Origin of the sequence: Bradyrhizobium ivorense (assembly GCF_900696085.1) — a bacterium.
GTDB lineage: Bacteria > Pseudomonadota > Alphaproteobacteria > Rhizobiales > Xanthobacteraceae > Bradyrhizobium > Bradyrhizobium ivorense.
This window is the reverse complement of the sequence record NZ_CAADFC020000016.1, coordinates 320720-340093: the sequence shown is the minus strand read 5'-3', so window position 1 is coordinate 340093 and position 19374 is coordinate 320720. Positions and strand designations below refer to the sequence as shown.

Annotated in this window: 19 protein-coding genes; 8 read left to right on the top strand and 11 right to left on the bottom strand. The window is 65.0% G+C overall.

The features are described from left to right. Positions 1-88: 88 nt before the first annotated feature. Positions 89-277 (bottom strand): hypothetical protein, encoded by a 189-nt coding sequence (locus CI41S_RS21435; RefSeq protein WP_139482717.1) that lies wholly within the window; start codon positions 275-277, stop codon positions 89-91. A gap of 173 nt (positions 278-450) precedes the next feature. Further along, a complete protein-coding gene (locus CI41S_RS21430; protein ID WP_139861466.1) occupies positions 451-1428 on the bottom strand; it encodes an NADPH:quinone oxidoreductase family protein in 978 nt (325 codons plus the stop codon). A 271-nt stretch (positions 1429-1699) separates the two neighbouring features. Between CI41S_RS21430 and CI41S_RS21425 the strand changes: the two genes are divergently transcribed. The 7 genes from CI41S_RS21425 to CI41S_RS21395 all read left to right on the top strand — a co-directional run bounded on the left by CI41S_RS21425 (position 1700) and on the right by CI41S_RS21395 (position 10190). After that, positions 1700-2473 (top strand): motility protein A, encoded by a 774-nt coding sequence (locus CI41S_RS21425; RefSeq protein WP_139482719.1) that lies wholly within the window; start codon positions 1700-1702, stop codon positions 2471-2473. 34 nt (positions 2474-2507) lie between these two features. Next, complete coding sequence (locus CI41S_RS21420; RefSeq protein ID WP_139861465.1) at positions 2508-3338, top strand: OmpA/MotB family protein; 831 nt, start codon at positions 2508-2510, stop codon at positions 3336-3338. 113 nt (positions 3339-3451) lie between these two features. Then, positions 3452-5350, top strand: a complete 1899-nt coding sequence (locus CI41S_RS21415; protein WP_139861464.1) for a potassium transporter Kup — start codon at positions 3452-3454, stop codon at positions 5348-5350. A gap of 155 nt (positions 5351-5505) precedes the next feature. Next, positions 5506-7431 (top strand): potassium transporter Kup, encoded by a 1926-nt coding sequence (locus CI41S_RS21410; RefSeq protein ID WP_139861463.1) that lies wholly within the window; start codon positions 5506-5508, stop codon positions 7429-7431. Between the two features lie 135 nt (positions 7432-7566). Further along, positions 7567-7896, top strand: coding sequence for a rhodanese-like domain-containing protein (locus CI41S_RS21405; RefSeq protein WP_139861462.1), 330 nt, complete (start codon positions 7567-7569; stop codon positions 7894-7896). A gap of 8 nt (positions 7897-7904) precedes the next feature. Beyond that, positions 7905-9074 carry an aminotransferase gene (locus CI41S_RS21400; RefSeq protein WP_172628123.1) on the top strand — a complete coding sequence of 390 codons (1170 nt, stop codon included), beginning with the start codon at positions 7905-7907 and terminating at the stop codon, positions 9072-9074. 6 nt (positions 9075-9080) lie between these two features. Continuing rightward, positions 9081-10190 (top strand): polyamine ABC transporter substrate-binding protein, encoded by a 1110-nt coding sequence (locus CI41S_RS21395; RefSeq protein ID WP_139861461.1) that lies wholly within the window; start codon positions 9081-9083, stop codon positions 10188-10190. A gap of 130 nt (positions 10191-10320) precedes the next feature. On the opposite strand, the gene CI41S_RS21385 is transcribed toward CI41S_RS21395, so the two are convergent. From CI41S_RS21385 to CI41S_RS21360, 6 genes are all read right to left on the bottom strand, one after another. Continuing rightward, positions 10321-11256, bottom strand: coding sequence for a lipid A biosynthesis lauroyl acyltransferase (locus CI41S_RS21385; RefSeq protein ID WP_139861459.1), 936 nt, complete (start codon positions 11254-11256; stop codon positions 10321-10323). Between the two features lie 22 nt (positions 11257-11278). After that, positions 11279-12559, bottom strand: coding sequence for a beta-ketoacyl-ACP synthase (locus tag CI41S_RS21380; RefSeq protein ID WP_139482727.1), 1281 nt, complete (start codon positions 12557-12559; stop codon positions 11279-11281). A gap of 114 nt (positions 12560-12673) precedes the next feature. After that, entirely contained in the window at positions 12674-13861 is a 1188-nt protein-coding gene (locus tag CI41S_RS21375; protein ID WP_139861458.1) for a beta-ketoacyl-ACP synthase, read from the bottom strand. Beyond that, the gene (locus CI41S_RS21370; protein ID WP_139861457.1) at positions 13854-14330 is read right to left on the bottom strand and encodes a 3-hydroxyacyl-ACP dehydratase FabZ family protein; all 477 of its coding nucleotides are present in this window, start codon (positions 14328-14330) and stop codon (positions 13854-13856) included. Before CI41S_RS21370 ends, CI41S_RS21375 begins: the two co-directional genes overlap by 8 nt. A 9-nt stretch (positions 14331-14339) precedes the next feature. Further along, positions 14340-14639: an acyl carrier protein gene (locus CI41S_RS21365; RefSeq protein ID WP_139482730.1), complete on the bottom strand. Its 300-nt coding sequence runs from the start codon at positions 14637-14639 to the stop codon at positions 14340-14342. A 181-nt stretch (positions 14640-14820) separates the two neighbouring features. Beyond that, positions 14821-15162, bottom strand: coding sequence for a hypothetical protein (locus tag CI41S_RS21360; RefSeq protein WP_139862090.1), 342 nt, complete (start codon positions 15160-15162; stop codon positions 14821-14823). 368 nt (positions 15163-15530) lie between these two features. On the opposite strand from CI41S_RS21360, the gene CI41S_RS21355 reads away from it, so the two are divergent. Next, positions 15531-16157 carry a ParB-like protein gene (locus CI41S_RS21355; protein ID WP_139482731.1) on the top strand — a complete coding sequence of 209 codons (627 nt, stop codon included), beginning with the start codon at positions 15531-15533 and terminating at the stop codon, positions 16155-16157. Here CI41S_RS21355 and CI41S_RS21350 read toward each other — a convergent pair. From CI41S_RS21350 to CI41S_RS21340, 3 genes are all read right to left on the bottom strand, one after another. Further along, positions 16118-16630 carry an MgtC/SapB family protein gene (locus CI41S_RS21350; RefSeq protein ID WP_139861456.1) on the bottom strand — a complete coding sequence of 171 codons (513 nt, stop codon included), beginning with the start codon at positions 16628-16630 and terminating at the stop codon, positions 16118-16120. The two genes, CI41S_RS21355 and CI41S_RS21350, sit on opposite strands and share 40 nt — an antisense overlap. A gap of 13 nt (positions 16631-16643) precedes the next feature. Next, positions 16644-17222 (bottom strand): peroxidase-related enzyme, encoded by a 579-nt coding sequence (locus CI41S_RS21345; protein ID WP_139861455.1) that lies wholly within the window; start codon positions 17220-17222, stop codon positions 16644-16646. Between the two features lie 93 nt (positions 17223-17315). Continuing rightward, on the bottom strand, positions 17316-19070 hold the full coding sequence (locus CI41S_RS21340) for an ATP-binding protein (RefSeq protein ID WP_139861454.1): 1755 nt from the start codon (positions 19068-19070) through the stop codon (positions 17316-17318). Between the last annotated feature and the right edge of the window lie 304 nt (positions 19071-19374).

The window sequence follows — 19374 nt, the reverse complement described above, 5'->3', positions numbered from 1 at the left end:
TTCGCTACGTCGATCTCCTGAATTTGCTGTGCTGCTTGATCAGGCGAGGGCGCCGGCCACCGCCCGTCGGAGGACCGCAAGGCACGCCTCAGCTGGCTTCGCCTTCCCTGCGCTGCGCGGCAACGGCCTTTTCGACCTCCGCGGCGAGGGCGGACAGATGCTCCGCCAGCTTGGTGAACAGCTCGCGCTTCTTGATGTCGGTGGCGAGATCCCGGATCAATGCGCACTCCGCCGCGTCGGCGCGCAATTTCTCCAGATGCGTCAGCATGTCCTGCATTGTCCTGCCTCTGCTCGGTTTTCCGGAACGGTAGGGGGCGTCGAACGCGGCGACAATAACGCATGATAGTTTTGCCGGCGCGGCCTCTATCCACGTCGCCATGCACCATCCAGAATGGGTCCCTGCTTTCGCAGCACGACACGGAGGCTGACCGGATGGCGGCGCCCATCTCGCTAGCCGATCCGCACCACCATCTTGCCGAGTGCGGCGCGGCTCTGCATGGTCTTGAACGCCGATCGAAAATCCTCGAACGCGAACACCTTGCCGACGACTGGTACGAGTTCGCCGTGGTTCAGCCAGGCCGACAATTGCGTCATCACCCGCGTCTGCGCGTCCGGCTCGCGGCGCGCGATCTGGGCGGCGTCGACGCCGATCAGGAGGCCGCCCTTGAGCAGCGGCAAATTGAACGGCAGCGCCGGGATGCTGCCGGCGGCAAAGCCGACCACGACGTGACGGCCGTTCCAGGCGATCGAGCGGAACGCCTGCACGGACACCTCGCCGCCGACCGGATCGAAGATCACGTCGGGGCCGCCACCTCCGGTCGCGTCCTTCAATGCGTCGCGCCAGTCGGGCCTGGTGTAGTCGACGACCGCGTCGGCGCCAAAGCTTGCCGCAAAACTGCGCTTCTCCTCGGTCGAGGCCGCGGCGATGACGCGGGCGCCGAGCAGCTTGCCGATCTGGATCGCGGCGATGCCGGTGCCGCCGGCGGCGCCCAGCACCAGCAACTGCTCGCCGGCGCAAAGCCGCCCGCGCTCGCCGAGCGCATAGAGCGCGGTGAGGTAGTTGGTGCGGAACGCGGCGCCGGCCTCCATCGACAATCCGTCGGGCATGATCTCGACCGCGTCCGCCGGCACGACGACGGCGTCCGCCAGCGCGCCCGAGCGCGCTGTGCCCATCACCCGCATGCCCGGCGTGAAGCCGGTGACGTCGCCCGCCACCGCATCGACCGCGCCGGCGAACTCCGCGCCGGGCGTAAACGGCAGCGGGTCCTTGGTCTGGTAGCGGCCCTCGACCTTCAACCCGTCGACGAAGCCGATGCTCGCGGCGTGCACCCGGACCCGGATCTGACCCGGTCCCACCTCAGGCGTGGCGATCTCCTTCAGCCCGATCTGATCGATGGGCGCATATTGCTCGACGACGACCGCCTTCATCCTGTGCTCGCTTGTTCGTTTCCCCGACCGGAAGCTATCTCATGTCCGTTGTTCTACGGGGAGACCTTTTGCGCATGCCGCCGCAGCGCCATTGCGGAAAGCCAACATCTTCAACAACATCGCGAAAAGGACGCCGTTTACCCGTTGTTATCCCTACCAAATTCGGTAACGCGTCCTTAATCGCATTAACGTTAGGGTTTTCCAACGCGGCCCGCCTTGGGCCGCACGCCGTCCAGGACAGGCGGGTCTCGCGTTCGCGTTGGAGTTTTTCATGGATATCATGACAGGCGCCGGGCTGTTTGCTGGCATCATCGTCATTTCAGTCATGATGTTCATGGGCGGCGACCTGCACATGTTCATCTCCGAGCACGCCATGATCATCATCTTCGGCGGCTCGATCTCCGCGACCATGATCCGCTTTCCGCTCGGCGTGATGCTGCACGGCCTGCCGCTCGGCGCCAAATATGCCTTCACCATGAGCCGGCTGTCGGCCCGCGACCTCGTCGACGAGCTCGCCCGCATCGCCGAGATCGCCCGCAAGCAGGGCCCGGTGGGGCTCGAGAAGGTCGAGACCGACGAGCCGTTCCTCGCCAAGGGCATCCGTTACGTCGCCGACGGCTACGATCTCGAATTCATCCGCGACAACATGGAGCGCGACCGCGACAATTTCCTGATGCATCTCGACGAGGGCAGCAAGATCTACCGCGCCATCGGCGACTGCGCCCCGGCGTTCGGCATGATCGGCACGCTGATCGGCATGGTGCAGATGTTCGCCAACATGACCGACCCGTCGAAACTCGGCCCGTTCATGGCAACCGCGCTGCTGGCGACGCTGTACGGCGCGCTGGTCGCCAACCTGTTCTGCCTGCCGATCGCCGACAAGCTGCACGGCAAGCTGCTCGACGAGGAAACCAACCGCACGCTGATCATCGACGGCATCTTGATGATCCGCGACTCCAAGAGCCCGGCGCTGGTGCGCGAGATGCTGCTCGCCTACCTGCCGGAGAAGCATCGCAACGAGGAAGGCGAGCCGGTCCCGGCCTGACGGCGCGGCATCGGCGCTCCCGGAAACAGCAGCGATGGCCAAGAAAAAGCGCGGCGACGCCCACACCGGAGGTCACGGCTGGTTCGTGACCTTCGCCGATTTGATGGGGCTGATGATGAGCTTCTTCGTGATGCTCGTCGCGTTCTCCACCATGGACAACAACAAGCTGAAGATCGTCGCCGGCTCGATGCGCGACGCCTTCGGCGTACAGACCAATGTGCGCTATTCCGGCATCGTCGAATCCGACGGCCTGCCGACCCGGCCGAAGCTGAAGAATGTCGAGCACATCTCGCCGGAGGAATCCTCGGCCAACCCGACGCCGGACGAGAAGGAACGCAGCCAGATCAACGGCGCGCGGCTGAAGATCGACCGCGAATTCGCGCTCGCCTCCGCCTCGCTGCGCCAGGCGCTGCAGGACATGCCGGAGCTCACCGAGATCTCCAAGAACATCATGTTCGAGGAGACCAAGGAGGGGCTGAATCTGGAGATCGTCGACCAAGACGGCCGCTCGATGTTCGCCGATGGCTCCCGCGAGCCGTATGACCGCACAAGGCGGCTGATCCAGAAGCTCGCCGCGCCGCTGAAGGCGACGCCGCTGCGGATCTCGATCGTGGGGCATACTGCCGCAGGTTTTGTGCCCGCGCGCAGCGATTACGATGCCTTCGACCTGTCGGCCGACCGCGCCAATGTGGTCAGGCAGATTCTGGAGCGGGAAGGGCTGCCGCCCTCGCATGTTTTCGCGGTTTCCGGCAAGGCCGACGGCCAGCCGCTGTTTCCCGACGATCCGACCCTGCCGGCGAACCGTCGCGTGACCATTACGTTGATGCGGGAAAATCCGCCACTGCCGCCGGACCTGAAGCCGTAGCTGTGTGTTATCATACTACCGTCAAGCTAGCCGTGTTGCTCAGTTGACACGCACAGCGGAAGCGTCGATAGCCGCGCGGATCAAATCAACCGATCGGGCGTTCCACCCTCGCCATGGCTGTCAGCGTCTCATCCACCGAAGCCCAGGAAGGTCAAACCACCTCGGGCTTCTGGGCCCTGACACTGGGCAGCATCGGCGTTGTGTTCGGCGATATCGGAACCTCGCCGCTCTACGCCTTCCGTGAGGCGGTCGGCGGCGCCGCGCACGGCCAGCCGGTCACCCGGATCATGGTCCTTGGCGTGCTCAGCCTGATCCTCTGGGCGCTGTTCACCGTCGTCACCGCCAAATACGTGCTGTTGCTGCTGCGCGCCGACAACAACGGCGAGGGCGGTACGCTGTCGCTGATGGCGCTCGGCCAGCGCGCGCTCGGCCGCCGCAGCTGGCCGCTGCTGGCGCTGGGCGTGGTCGGCGCCTCGATGTTCATCGGCGATTCCATGATCACGCCGGCGATCTCGGTGTTGTCGGCGGTCGAAGGCCTCAAGCTCGCCACCCCGCATCTCGAGCACTACGTGGTGCCGCTGACGATCCTGATCCTCGTCGTGCTGTTTTCGGTGCAGAGCAGCGGCACCGCCCGCGTTGCCTCCGCCTTCGGCCCGGTGATGGTGGTCTGGTTCGCCGTGCTAGCGGTGATGGGGATTGTCCACATCAAGGACGATCCGACGGTACTGGCCGCGATCAATCCGTATTATGCGCTGCAGTTCATGCTGACCCACGGCACCATCGGCCTCGTGACCTTGGGCGCGGTGTTCCTCGCGGTGACCGGCGGCGAGGCGCTGTATGCCGATCTCGGCCATTTCGGCCGCAAGCCGATCCAGTCCGGCTGGATGTTCTTCGTGCTTCCCGCGCTGCTGTTGAATTATTTCGGGCAGGGCGCGCTGGTGCTGTCCGACCCCAGCGCGGTCGAAAATCCGTTCTACCGCATGGTGCCGGACCTGCTGCTGCTGCCGCTCGTGGTGCTCGCCACCGCTGCGACGGTGATCGCGAGCCAGGCGGTGATCACCGGGGCCTATTCGCTGATCCGACAGGCGGTGCAGCTCGGGCTCCTGCCGCGCTTCGAGGTCCGCTACACCTCGGAGACCCATGCCGGCCAAATCTACCTGCCGCGGGTCAACCGGCTGCTGTTGGTCGGCGTACTGCTGCTGGTGCTGCTGTTCCGCACCTCGAGCGGGCTCGCCTCGGCCTATGGCATCGCCGTCTCCACCACCATGGTCGCCGACGGCATCATGGGCTTCATCGTGATCTGGAAGCTGTGGAACTGGCGTGTGGCGTCCGCGGCGGCGTTGATCCTGCCGTTCGTGATCGTCGACATGGCGTTCCTGAGCGCCAATCTGCTGAAACTGCTGGAAGGCGCGTGGGTGCCGCTGCTGTTCGGCGTCGTGGTGGCGACCATGATCTGGACCTGGCGCCGCGGTGTCGCGATCCTGCTGGCGAAGACCCGCCGCATCGAGGTGCCGCTGCGCGACCTGATCCAGAGCCTGGAGAAGCGGCCGCCGCACATCGTCAAGGGCACCGCGGTGTTCCTGACCAGCGACCCCAGCTTCGTGCCGACCGCGCTGCTGCACAATCTCAAGCACAACAAGGTGCTGCACGAGCACAATGTGATCCTGACCATCGAGACCGCGCCGACGCCGCGGGTCGACGTGTCCGAGCGGGTCGCGATCGAGAAGATCAGCGACAAGTTCACCGCGGTGCGGCTGCGCTTCGGCTACATGGAATCGCCGAACGTGCCGAAGGCGCTGGCGGTGGCGCGCAAGCTCGGCTGGCAGTTCGACATCATGTCGACCTCGTTCTTCGTGTCGCGCCGTTCGCTGAAGCCCTCGGCGCAATCCGGCATGCCGCAGTGGCAGGACCATTTGTTCATCGCGATGAGCCGCTCGGCCAACGATGCCACCGATTATTTCCAGATCCCCACGGGGCGGGTGGTTGAGGTGGGCACTCAGGTAACTATCTGAATGGACAGCAGGATTCCTGAGTCGAAAAACCGTGATCTATGCGTGATATGCATGGCGGAGGCCTGAATCCGGGCTAACCTATGCATTCCTGCCGGGAGTATAGCCCTGCATCCCGGCATTGTGCAGTGCGGCAGAAGACAGAGGCGCAGCTTCCCATGTCATCCGAGAGTGCGATCACCGCGGCGGAAACGCACGCGGCCAACGGCAATGGCGAAGCGCATTCCACCGCTACCTTCAGGGCCCTGATGCTCGGCAGCATCGGCGTGGTCTACGGAGACATCGGCACTAGCCCTCTCTACGCCTTCCGCGAGGCCGTGGCGGCCGCCAGCGGCGGCGAGGGCGGTGTGACGTCGCACGCGGTGCTCGGCGTGCTCTCGCTGATCCTGTGGGCGCTGATCGTGGTCGTCACGCTGAAATATGTCGTGGTGCTGCTGCGCGCCGACAACAATGGCGAGGGCGGTACGCTGGCGCTGATGGCGTTGGCGCAGCGCGCGGCGACCAGGGGTGCCGGCGCCATCGTGCTGCTCGGCATCATCAGCGGCGCGCTGTTCTATGGCGATGCGGTCATCACGCCGGCGCTCTCGGTGCTGTCGGCGATCGAAGGCATCAAGCTCGTCACCTCGACGTTCGATCCCTATGTGGTGCCGATCACGGTGGTGATCCTGGTCATCCTGTTTTCGGTGCAGTCGCGCGGCACCGCGCGGGTCGCGACCTTCTTCGGGCCGGTGATGTGTGTGTGGTTCGCCGTGATTGCGGTCGCGGCGCTGCCGCAGATCATGCGGCATCCCGAGGTGCTGTACGCGCTCAACCCGATCCACGCCGTGTCGTTCATGGTGCATCACGGCGTGATCGGCTTCATCACCCTCGGCGCGGTGTTTCTTGCGGTCACCGGTGCGGAAGCGCTCTATGCCGACCTCGGCCATTTCGGCAAACGCCCGATCCAGACCGCGTGGCTGTTCATCGTGCTGCCGTCGCTGGCGCTGAACTATCTCGGGCAGGGCGCGCTGATCCTCGGCGATGCCAAGGGCATCGAGAACCCGTTCTTCCTGATGTTCCCGGACTGGGCGCTGATCCCGATGGTGGCGCTCGCCACGGTCGCGACCGTGATCGCGAGCCAGGCGGTGATCACCGGCGCCTATTCGCTGACGCGGCAGGCGATCCAGCTCGGCCTCTTGCCGCGGTTCGAGATCCGCCACACCTCGGAAGCGCATTCCGGCCAGATCTACATGCCGCGGATCAACCGCTTCCTGTTCATCGCGGTCATCGTGCTGGTGCTGATGTTCCGCTCGTCGAGCGCGCTCGCCTCGGCCTACGGCATCTCGGTGACCGGCACCATGGTGGTGACGGCGATGATGGGCTTCGTGGTGATCTGGCGGGTCTGGAGGTGGTCGCCGCTCGCAGCCGGGGCGCTGATCGCCCCGTTCCTGTTCCTCGATCTCACCTTCCTGACCGCAAACCTGCTGAAGGTGTTCGAGGGCGGCTGGGTGCCGCTGGCGATGGGCGGGGCCATGATCGGCGTGATGTACACTTGGCGGCGCGGCAGCCGGCTGTTGTTCGAGAAGTCGCGCAAGCTGGAATTCCCGCTCGCCGATCTGGTCGCGATGCTGGAGAAGCGGCCGCCGCAGCGGGTCTCCGGTACCGCTGTGTTTCTGACCAGCGATCCCGTCAGCGCGCCGACCGCGCTGATGCACAGCCTGAAGCACTACAAGGTGCTGCACGAGAAGAACGTCATCCTCACCATCGAGACCGCGCCGACGCCGCGGATCGATCCGTCCGAGCGGGTACGCATGGAGCAGCTGAGCGAGACCTTCTCCAAGGTGACGCTGAAGTTCGGCTTCATGGAACAGCCGAACGTGCCGAAGACGCTGGCGATCGCCCGCAAGCTCGGCTGGCAGTTCGACATCATGTCGACGTCGTTCTTCCTGTCGCGCCGCGCGCTGAAGCCGGCGGCGCATTCCGGCATGCCGAGCTGGCAGGACCATTTGTTCATCGCCCTGAGCCGCTCGTCCAACGACGCCACCGACTATTTCCAGATCCCGACCGGCCGCGTGGTCGAGGTCGGGACTCAGGTCTCGATCTAGGGTCACGATCCGGCTCCGCGCAGGGCCGTAACCCGTTTCGGACGCTTGATTTTCTCCGCGCGAGGGGCGACTTTGCGCACCCAGCCGGCGAGGGGGCGTGACGCTGGCCAATCTGAAGTCGGGAGGATTTTTTCCGTGGCGGACCACCAAGTGCAAGATTTGTTTCCGGACGAGGTGTCGAAGGGAATAGCCGAAGGGCGCTATCTCCTGGTCGACGTCCGCGAGCCGAATGAGGTCGCCGTCGAGGCCTATCCCGATGGCGTCGTGGTGCCGCTGTCGACCTTCGATCCGGCAGCGATCCCCGATCCGAAAGGCAAGCAGGTGGTGTTCGCCTGCCGCTCGGGCAAGCGCTCGGTGACGGCCTCGCTGGCCGCCCAGGCCGCGGGCCTGCCCTACGACAAGCACCTGGCCGGCGGCATCATCGGTTGGAAGCAGGCAGGGTTGCCCACCAAGACCGGCGGCTGATCCCTGACATGACCTCCATGAACAAGGTCTTCGCGGACCTGCCCGTCACCATCTTCGAGGCGATGTCGCAGGCCGCGCGCGACAATGCCGCCATCAATCTCGGCCAGGGCTTTCCCGACGACCCGGGACCGGAGGACATCCGCCGCGCCGCCGCGGACGCCTCGCTCAACGGCTACAACCAGTATCCGTCGATGATGGGCATCCCCGAGCTCCGTCAGGCGATCGCATCGCATTACGGCCATTGGCACGGGCTCAAGCTCGACCCGATGACCGAGGTGATGGTCACATCAGGCGGCACCGAGGCGCTGACCTCCTCGATCCTCGCGATGGTGGAACCGGGCGACGAGGTGGTGTGCTTCCAGCCGGTTTACGATTCCTATCTGCCGATCATCCGCCAGGCCGGCGGCATTCCGCGGCTGTTGCGCCTGGAGCCGCCGGAATGGCGGCTGAACGAGGAGATGCTGCGCAGCGTCTTCAATCACAAGACCAAGGCGGTGCTGTTCAACAATCCGCTCAACCCGGCGGCCGTGGTCTATCAGCGCGAGGACCTCGAGCTCCTGGCGCGATTCTGCCAGGAGTTCGACGTGGTCGCGATCTGCGACGAGGTCTGGGAGCACGTCACCTTCGACGGCCGCGAGCACATCCCGCTGATCACCATCCCGGGCATGCGCGATCGCACCATCAAGGTCGGCAGCGCCGGCAAGATTTTTTCGCTGACGGGGTGGAAGATCGGCTTCGTCTGCGCAGCGCCGCCGCTGTTGCGGGTGGCCGCCAAGGTGCACCAGTTTCTCACCTTCACGACGGCGCCGAACCTGCAGGCCGCGGTCGCCTACGGCCTCGGCAAGCCGGACGATTACTTCCTGAACATGCGCCAGGATATGGCGCGGAGCCGCGACCGCCTGACCAAGGGGCTGGAGAGCATCGGCTTTCCCGTGCTGAAGTCGCAGGGCACGTACTTCCTCACCGTGGACCTGTCGCCGCTCGGGCTCAACGAGACCGATGCCGAGTTCTGCTGGCGAATTGTGCAGGATTACAAGGTCGCGGCTATTCCGGTGTCGGCGTTTTACGAGCAGGATGCGGTGACGTCGGTCGTGCGTTTTTGTTTCGCCAAGAAGGACTCGACGCTCGACACCGCGCTGGAGCGGCTGTCCGACGCAGTACACCGCCGCAAGAGGTAGGACAGAATGCAGCAGCAGAACCGTCGTCTCGTCAGTCTTGTCTGTGCGGTCGCCACGGTTCTGTTGTTCGCCGCCTCGGCAAGTGCCGAAGAACGCACAGTCAATTTCTACAACTGGTCGAACTACATGGCGCCGGGGATCCTCGAGGACTTCACCAAGGAAACCGGCATCAAGGTGGTCTACGACACGTTCGACGCCAACGAGACGCTGGAGACGCGGCTGCTCGCCGGCAAGTCCGGCTACGACGTCGTGGTGCCGACCGGCTACTTCCTGCAGCGCCAGATCATGGCGAAGGTGTTTTTGAAGCTCGACAAGTCGAAGCTGCCGAACCTCGCCAACGCATGGCCGATGGTGACGAACCATCTCGCGACCTACGATCCCGGCAACAATTACGGCGCCAACTACATGTGGGGCACCACCGGCATCGGCTACAACGTCAAGATGGTGCAGCAGATCCTGGGTCCTGATGCCAAGATCGACAGCTGGGACATGGTGTTCAAGCCGGAGAACCTCGCCAAGTTCAAGGATTGCGGCGTCCACATGCTGGATTCCGCCGACGACATCCTGCCGGCGGCGCTGAGCTATCTCGGCCTCGATCCGAATTCGACCAAGCAGGCCGACCTCGAGAAAGCCGCCGATCTCGTGATCAAGATTCGGCCCTATGTGCGCAAGTTTCATTCGTCCGAGTATCTCAGCGCGCTCGCCTCGGGCGAGATCTGCTTCGTGGTCGGCTGGTCGGGCGACGTTATGCAGGCGCGCAGCCGCGCGGCGGAGGCCAAGTCCGGGGTCGAGATCGGCTACACGATCCCGAAGGAAGGCGCGCAGATGTTCTTCGACAATCTCGCCATTCCGGCGGATGCGAAGAACGTCACCGAGGCCTATGAGCTGATCAACTATCTCTACCGCCCCGAGGTTGCGGCCAAGAACTCGGACTTCCTGTCCTACGCCAACGGCAATCTGGCGAGCCAGAAGCTGATCGACCCAAAGATCCTGAACGACAAGAACATCTATCCCGACGACGCGATGCAGAAAAAGCTGTTCGTGATCACCGCGCACGATCCTGCGACGCAGCGGATCATCAACCGGCTCTGGACGCGGGTGAAGACGGGAAAGTGACGCGAGGCGTCGCGGCCGCACTCGCCGTCATTGCGAGCGGAGCGAAGCAATCCATCTCGCCGCACGCGTTGAAGCATGGATTGCTTCGTCGCTTTCGCTCCTCGCAACGACGAGTTGGGCAGCGGCGATCCTACCGCCAGCGCCGGTGCAGCCAGAGCCACTGATCCGGATACTCGCGAACCCAGCCTTCGACGACGTCGGTGACCGCCTGCATGGTGCCCTGGATGTCGATCTCGCCGGAGGCGTCGAACACCGGCTTCACTTCCTCAGAGACTTCGCCGCGGAAGCGGCCGTCGGGCAGGCGGATGATCCGCGTGCCGTGGATCGGGCAATCGATCTGCCGGCGCAGCCGCGCAAGGGTCGGGTTGGCCGTGGTCTTGCGGCCGAAGAAGGTGACCGGAACGCCGTTGGTCAGATACTGGTCGACCAGCATCGCAACGTGCTGGCCGCGCTGCAGCGCCTGCGCAAGCTTCAGCGGCGCGTCGCGGCCGGCCGGCACCAGCGTGCCCATCTTGACGGCGCGAATGCGCTCGATGGCGCGGTCGGCGGCCTCGATGTTCGGACGGCGGAACAGGATCGCGGCGTCCAGCCCGTGCGCCACGGCGGCCAGTGCGGGCAGCTCCCAGTTGCCGAGATGCGCGGCGAAGAACAGCGCGGGCTTGCCGTCGTCGCGCAGCTGGTCGAACAGCTCTTTGCTGCGGCCGGAGAATTCGACGCGTCCAGGCTTGTCGGGATGCGCCGGGTCGTGGTCCCAGATGCGGTCGAGATGCGCGAACTCGGCGCCGAGGCGGCCGAGATTGTGCCAGACACCGGTGAGGATGGCCTCGATCTCTTCCGGCGACTTTTCCGGGAACGCGGCCTTGAGATTCTCGCGGCCAATGCGGTCTTCGCGGAGCCTTCGGCCGACAAAATGTGCGGCGCGGCCGAAGAACCTCGCGGTCTTGTCCGGGTCGAAATAGCGCGCGGTTCGCAACAGGCCGATCGTCAGACCGCCGACGGCGGCATCGGTGACGGGCTTCGCGGCGTCACGCAGATGCGCCCTGGCGCGAAGGAGCAGGCGTTTCATCGTGCGAAGCGCGAGCGCCGGCTCACGCCGGTTCGCGCGTCAGGATCAGCGAAGCGTTCTGCCCGCCGAATCCAAACGAGTTCGACATCACGGCGGTCACCTTGGCGTCACGCGCCTTGTTGCCGACCACATCGAACGGAATCGCCGGATCCGGCACCTCGTAATTGATGGTCGGCGGGATCCGCTGATGCTCGAGCGTCAGCAGCGAGAAGATCGCCTCGACCGCGCCGGCCGCCGAGATGGTGTGGCCGACCATCGACTTGTTCGACGACACAGGGATCTTTGCGGTGTGCTCGCCGAACACGGCCGACGTCGCCAGATATTCCATCTTGTCGTTTTCCGGCGTCGAGGTGCCGTGCGCGTTGATGTGGTCGATCTGGTTCGGCTCCATGCCGGCATCCGCCAGCGTCTTGCGCACGCAGCCGATCGCCGGCTTGCCATCCGGAGCCGAGCGGGTGCGGTGGAAGGAATCGGTGAGCTCGCCGCAGCCGGCGACGACGCCGAGGATGCGCGCGCCGCGCGCCATTGCGGCTTCGTAGCTTTCGAGCACCAGCGCGCCGGCGCCCTCGGCCATCACGAACCCGTCGCGATTCTTCGAGAACGGTTTTGAGGCGGCCTGGGGCGGATCGTTCTGGGTGGAGAGGGCCGAGAGCAGCGAAAAGCGAATCATGGCTTCGGGATTGACCGAGCCGTCGGTCGCGATGCACAGCGTCGCATCGGTTTCGCCGCGGCGGATCGCCTCGACGCCGAGCTGGATGGCGGTCGCGCCGGACGCGCAGGCCGTCGACAGCGAGATCGGCGAGCCCTTGGTGCCAAAGGTCTCGGCGAGACTAAGGGCAACCGAGCCGAAGGTGAAGCGGCGGTGGAAGTGGGTGAACTTGCCGCCTTCGCTGCAGGTCGCCAGATAATCGATGATGTTGAAGTCGGTCTTCGGGACGGCGCGCGCGACTTCCAGCCGCTGCGGCCATTCGGTCTCGATCGGAGCGACCGCGAGGAACATCGGGCCGGGGAAGTCGCCCTTGCTGCCGATGCCGGCCTGTTCGAGGGCTTCCTCGGTCGCCATCTCCGCCAGCCGCTGCGACAGGCTGGTCGACGAGAATGGCTCGACGGTGACGAAATCGACGGCGCCCGCCATCGTCGTCTTCAGACTGTCGATCGGAAAGCGCGTCACGGTCCGGATGCCGGACTCGCCTGCGGTCAGGCGCTTCCAGTTGTCGGCCTTGCCGGCGCCGAGCGAGGTCACGATTCCCATGCCGGTCACGACCACGATCGGTCTGCCGAATTTGTCGCGTGGTGCTGTCATGGTTTCCCCGTCGATATCAGCGCCGGATTTAAAGCGCGATGGGATCATCGCGCTTGGCTATTCGTTTGGGCATGATCTTTCGGAAAACCGCTTCGCGCTTTTCCGGAACATGCTCTAACTGACGGCCTCGACCAGCGCCATGCCTTCGCCCTGCCAGTGGCCGACCCCCAAGACGACAATCTGGGTTGGCGGTTCGGCCTTTTCAACCTCCAGCCCGGTCGGATCGTTGGCCGGATAGAGCGCGCCGCGCGAGATCGACAGCGCCGCTAGCGCGAGCCCGAGCGGGAATTGCGCTTCCATGGTGTGGCCGAAGGTCGTGCCGGTGGCGCGGACGGCGAGGCCAGGGTGCTCGCTCAGGAAGGCGCGCTCCTCGGCGGTCGCCGGCTCGGCGCCGCTCGCGCCGGTGATCAGAACGCCGTTGTCGCCGCTGACGCCGAGCTTGGGCCACATCGCCTGCAGCGATCTGGTCACCGCGCCGGGCTGCTTGCGCTGTGCGAGGTCGGCGACCACCTTGCTCAGCTTGGCGTATGGCTTGGCGCCGCGGGCCTCGGCATGTTCGCGCGACTCCATCACCAGGAAGGCGCCGGCGGAGCCGATCGCAAAGCCCGGATTGTTGCGGCGCGCCCAGATCGCGCTGTGCTGATCCTTGAGCGCGAAGTTGCCGAAGGCGTAGAGCATCAGCAGGTCGCCGCGATCGCCATTATGGGCGGCGCCGACCAACGCAATGTCGCTCTGGCCGGCCCCGATGCGGGCAACCGCAATGCGCGCGGCGTCGATGCTCGAGGCCTCCTCGCCCATGAAGGTGCGCGACGTTCCGCAGACACCGTGCACGATGGCGATATTGCCGGCGAGCAGGTTGGAGAGCTGGGCCAGAAACAGCGTCGGGCGCAGCTCGTTCATCAGCTTTTCGTTGAGCAGGGCAGGCGGCAGCTTGCCCTGCGCATCGGCGTTCATGATCGCTACGTCGACATTCAGGTCACGCTCGCCGCCGCCGGCTGCGATGATCATGTCCATCCGCGCCAGGATTTCCTGGTTGCCCTTGACGCCGGCGGAGTCGAGCGCAAGGCCGGCCGCATAGGTGCCGATGCGCTGCCACATCTCCATCTGGCGCTGGTCGCCCTTCTTGGGGATCTGGGCGTCGAAGCTGACCGGCGCGATCGGATGGATGACATAAGGCGCGAGCCGCGTCTCGTCGGCATTGACGCGCTTGGCGCCGAGCGCCTCCCAATGCGCATCCAGCCCCTCGCCGAGCGAGGAGAGCAAACCGATGCCGGTGATCCAGACTTCCTTCGGCTCAGCCATTGCTCATTGCCTGCTGCGGGAAGCCGATCTTGTTGGCCATCGCATCCATGTGCACGCGCAAGTCCGGGCTGGGGAAGGGGATGTGGCGGAAGGTCAGCTCGGCATTGCACTTGAGCTCTTTGCCGACGCGGACCTTCGCCGAGGTCACGGCGAAGCCTGAGCCTTCGTGCTCGATCTTGGCCTCGATCATCAGCAGCGAGCCGGGCGGAACGAAGCCGCGCATCTTGGCTTCCCGCACCATGGCAAGGAACGGCATGCGCTCGAACTTGGTCAGGCCGAGGATCAGCCAGCCCGAGCTCTGCGCCATCGCCTCGGTGAGCAGCACCCCGGGCATGATCGGATAGCCCGGAAAGTGCCCGGCGAAGACCGAATGACACTCAGGGGGAACGTCCGCTTCGACCACAATCGTCCTTGCGTCGAGGTCGAGGTCGACGATCCGGTCGATCAGCTGAAAAGTTTCAAGCTGCATGATGGGCGATTACGAGCCCGTGCTCGCGCCCGCGTTCTTGGCGGCGACCAGTTCATCGATGCGATCGGCGAGGTTTTTCAGCACGAAGTATTGCTCCGTCGTGGCCTTGCCGTCGTTGACCTCCTGGGTCCACTTTTCCAGCGGCATCTTAATCCCAAAAGCCTTGTCAATGGCGAAGGCTATGTCGAGGAAGTCGAGGCTGTCGATTCCCAAATCGTCGATAGCGTGGCTCTCCGGCTTGATCGTATCGCGCGGGATGTCGCAGGTCTCCGCGATAATGTTGGCGATCTGCTCGAATGTGGAAGACATCATTAAGCCTTTGATATATTTTGGATAATCCGGGGTCGGCTCGGCGGAGGCGGGCGCTTTGCCCCGGAAATGTCCTGTTGCTGCTGCCGGAGTCGTGTGCCCGTATATCGGAGCGGGGCCGCGAGTTCAATGGAGCTTGGCCGGCCGGGCGGGGACGGTTTTGGGTGGGGTTCCGGCCAAATCAACTGCGCGGCATCACGGTAATCTTCGCGCAATCCCGGCGGCCCATCAGCACGCAGTCCTGGGTCTTGCGCAGGTCGGCGATGCTCATGGCGAGCCAGATGCCGATCGCGGTGAGCGCCACCGTGAATGCGAACGCCGCGATATTGGCCAGCATGCGCTGGCGGAAATCATCCGGCTCCTCGCGCGGCTTCTCGTAGCGGGACAGGTCGTTGGCGACGGATGCCGGGCGGGCCTGCCGGGCCGGCTCCCCGCGCTTGCCGGGTGGCTGCGCCGACGTGCGCGGCCGGAATTTGAGCACCACGTGCTCGTCATCCGTGGAAATTGGCCGCTGCGTTTTCACTGCTGTCAGTCCGGTCGCGTCGCCATTATTCTTAGCATGTTCGCAGCGCTCCACAGCAAAAATCTTGCTGCGCGCACAGGTGGTATTCATCTTTGATCGTCTCGCCGGAACTGGCGGCAGTCGAACTCAGGGCGGCCGGCGTCGCGAGTAACGGTCACCGAAAACTGATGTCGAAATCGTCGTGTGAGTTTTTCGCGGCTGCACAGTTTGCGTCGCAATGTCGAGCCTCGCATTGGCGCCCGCGTTCACAGAACAGCGATGAGCACACGAGCGTGAGGCGGCGGTCTCAACCGAGCCTTTCACCCGCAGATGACATCATGTCATAATGGAACTCACGCCAAAACGCCGGTGAAACGGGAGTACAGATCATGGCCCACACGCGCGAGCCCTACGTCAAACCGGTGCCGATCCTGTCGCTGCGGCCGACCCAGATGACGGTCGGCATGCACGAGGTGAAGGAGAAGCAGAAGCGCTGGCGCGAGCACAAGTCGGACAAGAAGCGCGCCGAGCTGCTCGGCAAGCACATGATCCCGGTGGTCCATGGCCCGGACGACCGCTACTACGTGGTCGATCACCATCACATGGCGCGGGCGCTGCACGAGGAGGGCGTCAAGGACATCCTGGTCACCGTGATCGGCGACCTCACGATGGTCGAGCGCGACGTATTCTGGGGCGTGATGGACAACAAGCGCTGGGTCTACCCTTACGACGCCAAGGGCGAGCGCCGGCATTTCCGCGACATTCCGAAATCGATCAAGGATCTCAAGGATGATCCGTTCCGCAGCCTTGCCGGCGAGATGCGCCGGGCCGGCGGCTTCGCCAAGGACACGACGCCGTTCAGCGAATTCCTCTGGGCGGATTTTTTGCGCCGGCACATCCCGCGCAAGATGGTGGTGAATAACTTCGCCAGGGCGCTGGAGAAGGGGCTCGCGGTGGGGCGCGGCAAGGAGGCGGTCTATCTGCCCGGCTGGTGCGGGCCGGCGTCGGACGACTGATCGGGCGCGGCCTGCGGATCGTGCGGCTCGTCCTTGCCGCCGAGGGTGCGGTGCAGCCATCGCTCCGCGGGTTTGCCAACAGTCAGGAGCAGGAACGCCAGCACGAGCGCCGTGACCACGATCGGCCAGTGTCCGGCGCCGCAGACGATGCCGACGCAGGCCGCGAACAGGGTGCACGCGGCGCTGGTCAGGCCGTGGATCTGGAAGTGGTCGCCGTGCCGGACGATGACGCCGGCGCCGAGAAATCCGATGCCGGTCAGGATGCCCTGGACCACGCGGCTCGCGGCGTCGGTGAAACTCCCGGGCGCTGCCGCCTGGACGGCGAGCAGCACCATGGTGGCTGTCGAGAGGCTGACGAGGCCGAGCGTCTTCAGCCCGATCGGCTTGCCGCGCAAATCGCGGTCGAGCCCGATCGCGCCACCGGCCAGGGTGGCGGCGCCGAGGCGCAGGATGATCTCGCTCCAGTCAATCAACGCAGCCTCGCTTCTACTTTGGCTGCCGTCCCAGCATGTAGAACTCGTCGTTCGGGCGCATGCCGATGACGTTGGCCAGCCGGTTGGAGAGCGCGAAGAACGCCGCAACCGCGGCGATGTCCCAGACGTCGTCGTCGCTGAAGCCGTGGGCCGCGAGCGCGGCGAAATCCGCCTCCGCAACCTCCTCGGCCGCGCGGCTCACCTTCATCGCGAAGTCGAGCATGGCGCGCTGCCGCGGCGTGATGTCGGCCTTGCGGTAGTTGACCGCGATCTGGTCGGCGATCAGCGGATTTTTGGCGCGGATGCGCAGGATCGCGCCATGGGCGATCACGCAATACTGGCACTGGTTGGCGGCGCTGGTCGCCACCACGATCATCTCGCGCTCGGCCTTGGAGAGGCCACTTTCCTTCTCCATCAGCGCGTCGTGATAGGCGAAGAAGGCGCGAAACTCGTCCGGGCGATAGGCCAGCGTCAGGAAGACGTTCGGCACGAAGCCCGACTTCTCCTGCACCGCCAGGACGCGGGTGCGGATGTCCTCGGGCAATTTGTCGAGAGCGGGTGTGGCGAAGCGCGTTGCGGTCGGTTGCGTCATGAGCAGGTTCCGGCATGCCGCCTGAATGCGGCGTCACCGAAACCATAGTCCATGGCGGATCGGGCGCAAGGCGCGAGCCGCGCCTTGCCGCAATTAGCGCAGCGGCTTCTTCAACAGCGAGAAACGATCCGGATCGAGCCCCAGCGAGGGCTGCAGCATCGGAGCGTCCGCGGGCGACATCGAGCGCGGCGGCGGCGCTGTCGGAGCGTTCATGCCGGGGTCGTTGGCCGTGGTATCACGATGCGAGGTGGCGCCGCGCCAGCGCTCCAGCACCGCGCTGACGAAATGCATGTCGTGGCCGGCGGTGACCGACGGCACCGTGGCGATGGTGGCCTCGCCGCGCGGCAATTGATGCGGCGGCACCTCCTTGAAGCGCAGCCGCGTCGGCAGCGCCACGCCTTCGCCGAACGCCAGCACCTCGCGGGTGCCGAGCGAGGGCACGAACGACAGCAGGTTGGCGGCGGCGTCCGAGACCGCCGAGCGCAGCAGCGCCTGGTCGCGGTCGTTGGCAAGCCGCATCGTGAACAGCGTGTTGCACTGGGAGATGATGGTGGCGTCGAGCTCGGCCGGGCGTTGGGTGATCAGGCCGAGATAGACGCCGTATTTGCGGCCTTCCTTGGCGATGCGCGACACCGCCTTGCGGGTCGGGCCGAAGCCGATGTTGCGGTCGGCGGAGGCGTAGCGGTGCGCCTCCTCGCAGACGAACAGCATCGGCGAGACGCCGTCGCTCCACAGCCCGAAGTCGAACGCCATGCGGCACAGCACCGACACCACGGAATCGACGACTTCGGCAGGGAAGCCGGCGAGCTGCATGATGGTCATCGGCCGGCCGTTGGCGGGCAGGCGGAACAGATGGCTGATCACTTCGGCCATGGTGTCGCCACCGACATTGGCGTTGTCGAACATGAACGCGTAGCGCGGATCGTTGCGCACCGCGTCGATGCGCGAGATCAGCTTGTGATAGATGATGCGCGAGGAGCGGTTCTCCAGCTTGCCCATCCGCTCGTCGATCAGCGACAGCAGATCGACGAGGCGGTAAGGCACCGGCGTATCGACGGTGTAGCCGATCTGCTTCGGATCGACGCGCTTCAGCCCGAGCCCGACGCGGTCGGAGTTCTGGTACTGGGTGTAGATGCCCTTCGCGATCGGAATCACTTCGGCGAGGATGTCGAGCTCTTCCGGCACGCCGGGCCGGCCGCCGAACAGCACGTCGACGATCTCTTCGAAGTTGAACAGCCAGAACGGCAGCTTCAGGTTTCGCGGGTTGAGCACCTGCGCGCGCTCGCCGAAGCAGCGGCCATACTCGTTGTGGACGTCGAGCAGGAAGATGCGCAGGTTCGGCCGCGACTTCAGGATCTCGTTGAGCAGCAGCGAGACGCCGGTGGATTTGCCGACGCCGGTCGAGCCGAGCACCGCGAAATGCTTGGAGAGCATTTCCTCGACGTCGACATAGGCGATCACCGAGCGATCCTGCTGCAGCGTGCCGACATTGATCTGGTCCGAGCCGCTCGGCGCATAGACCGTGCGCAGTTCCTGGTTCGTGATCAGCTCGGTGGCGTCGCCGATGGTCGGATAATGGGTCACGCCGCGCTGGAATTTCGGGCGGTCGCCGCCGAGGATCTCGCCGAGCAGGTCGACCGAAGCGGTCGCGATGTAGTTGTCCGTCGCCGGCAGATCCTCGCACGAGACTTCGGTGATCATCGCGACAATGATCGAGCTGGCACAGCGGATGCTGACGAACCGGCCGACGGTTGCTCGCACTTCTGAAAGCGGCATCTGGCCGGCGGCCAGGAGTCCGACACGGGCCTGTGAGCCGCGCACAGAGATCACACGTCCGAAGGATGTCACGGTTTTTGCCTGGCTTGTTCTGATTGATGAAATGTCCGGACCAATATGCCAAGGCGGGGCTGGAAAAACCGTTAAATCGCCCGGGGTCCGGATCGGCTAAATCTACACTTTCCCGGTGACGAAATGTTCTGGTCGAACGGCGCGGCGCGGCACGTTCGCGCGCTTCCGCGATGAAATCGTCGCTTTCCGACACGGACCGCGATTATTTCCCGGTGTTTCTGTTAACGCCGGATTCACCATGTCCGAGGAGAGCTCGGCGGCCCGTAGGTTTACGGACGTCCCGGCACGATTTGCCGCGCCCGCT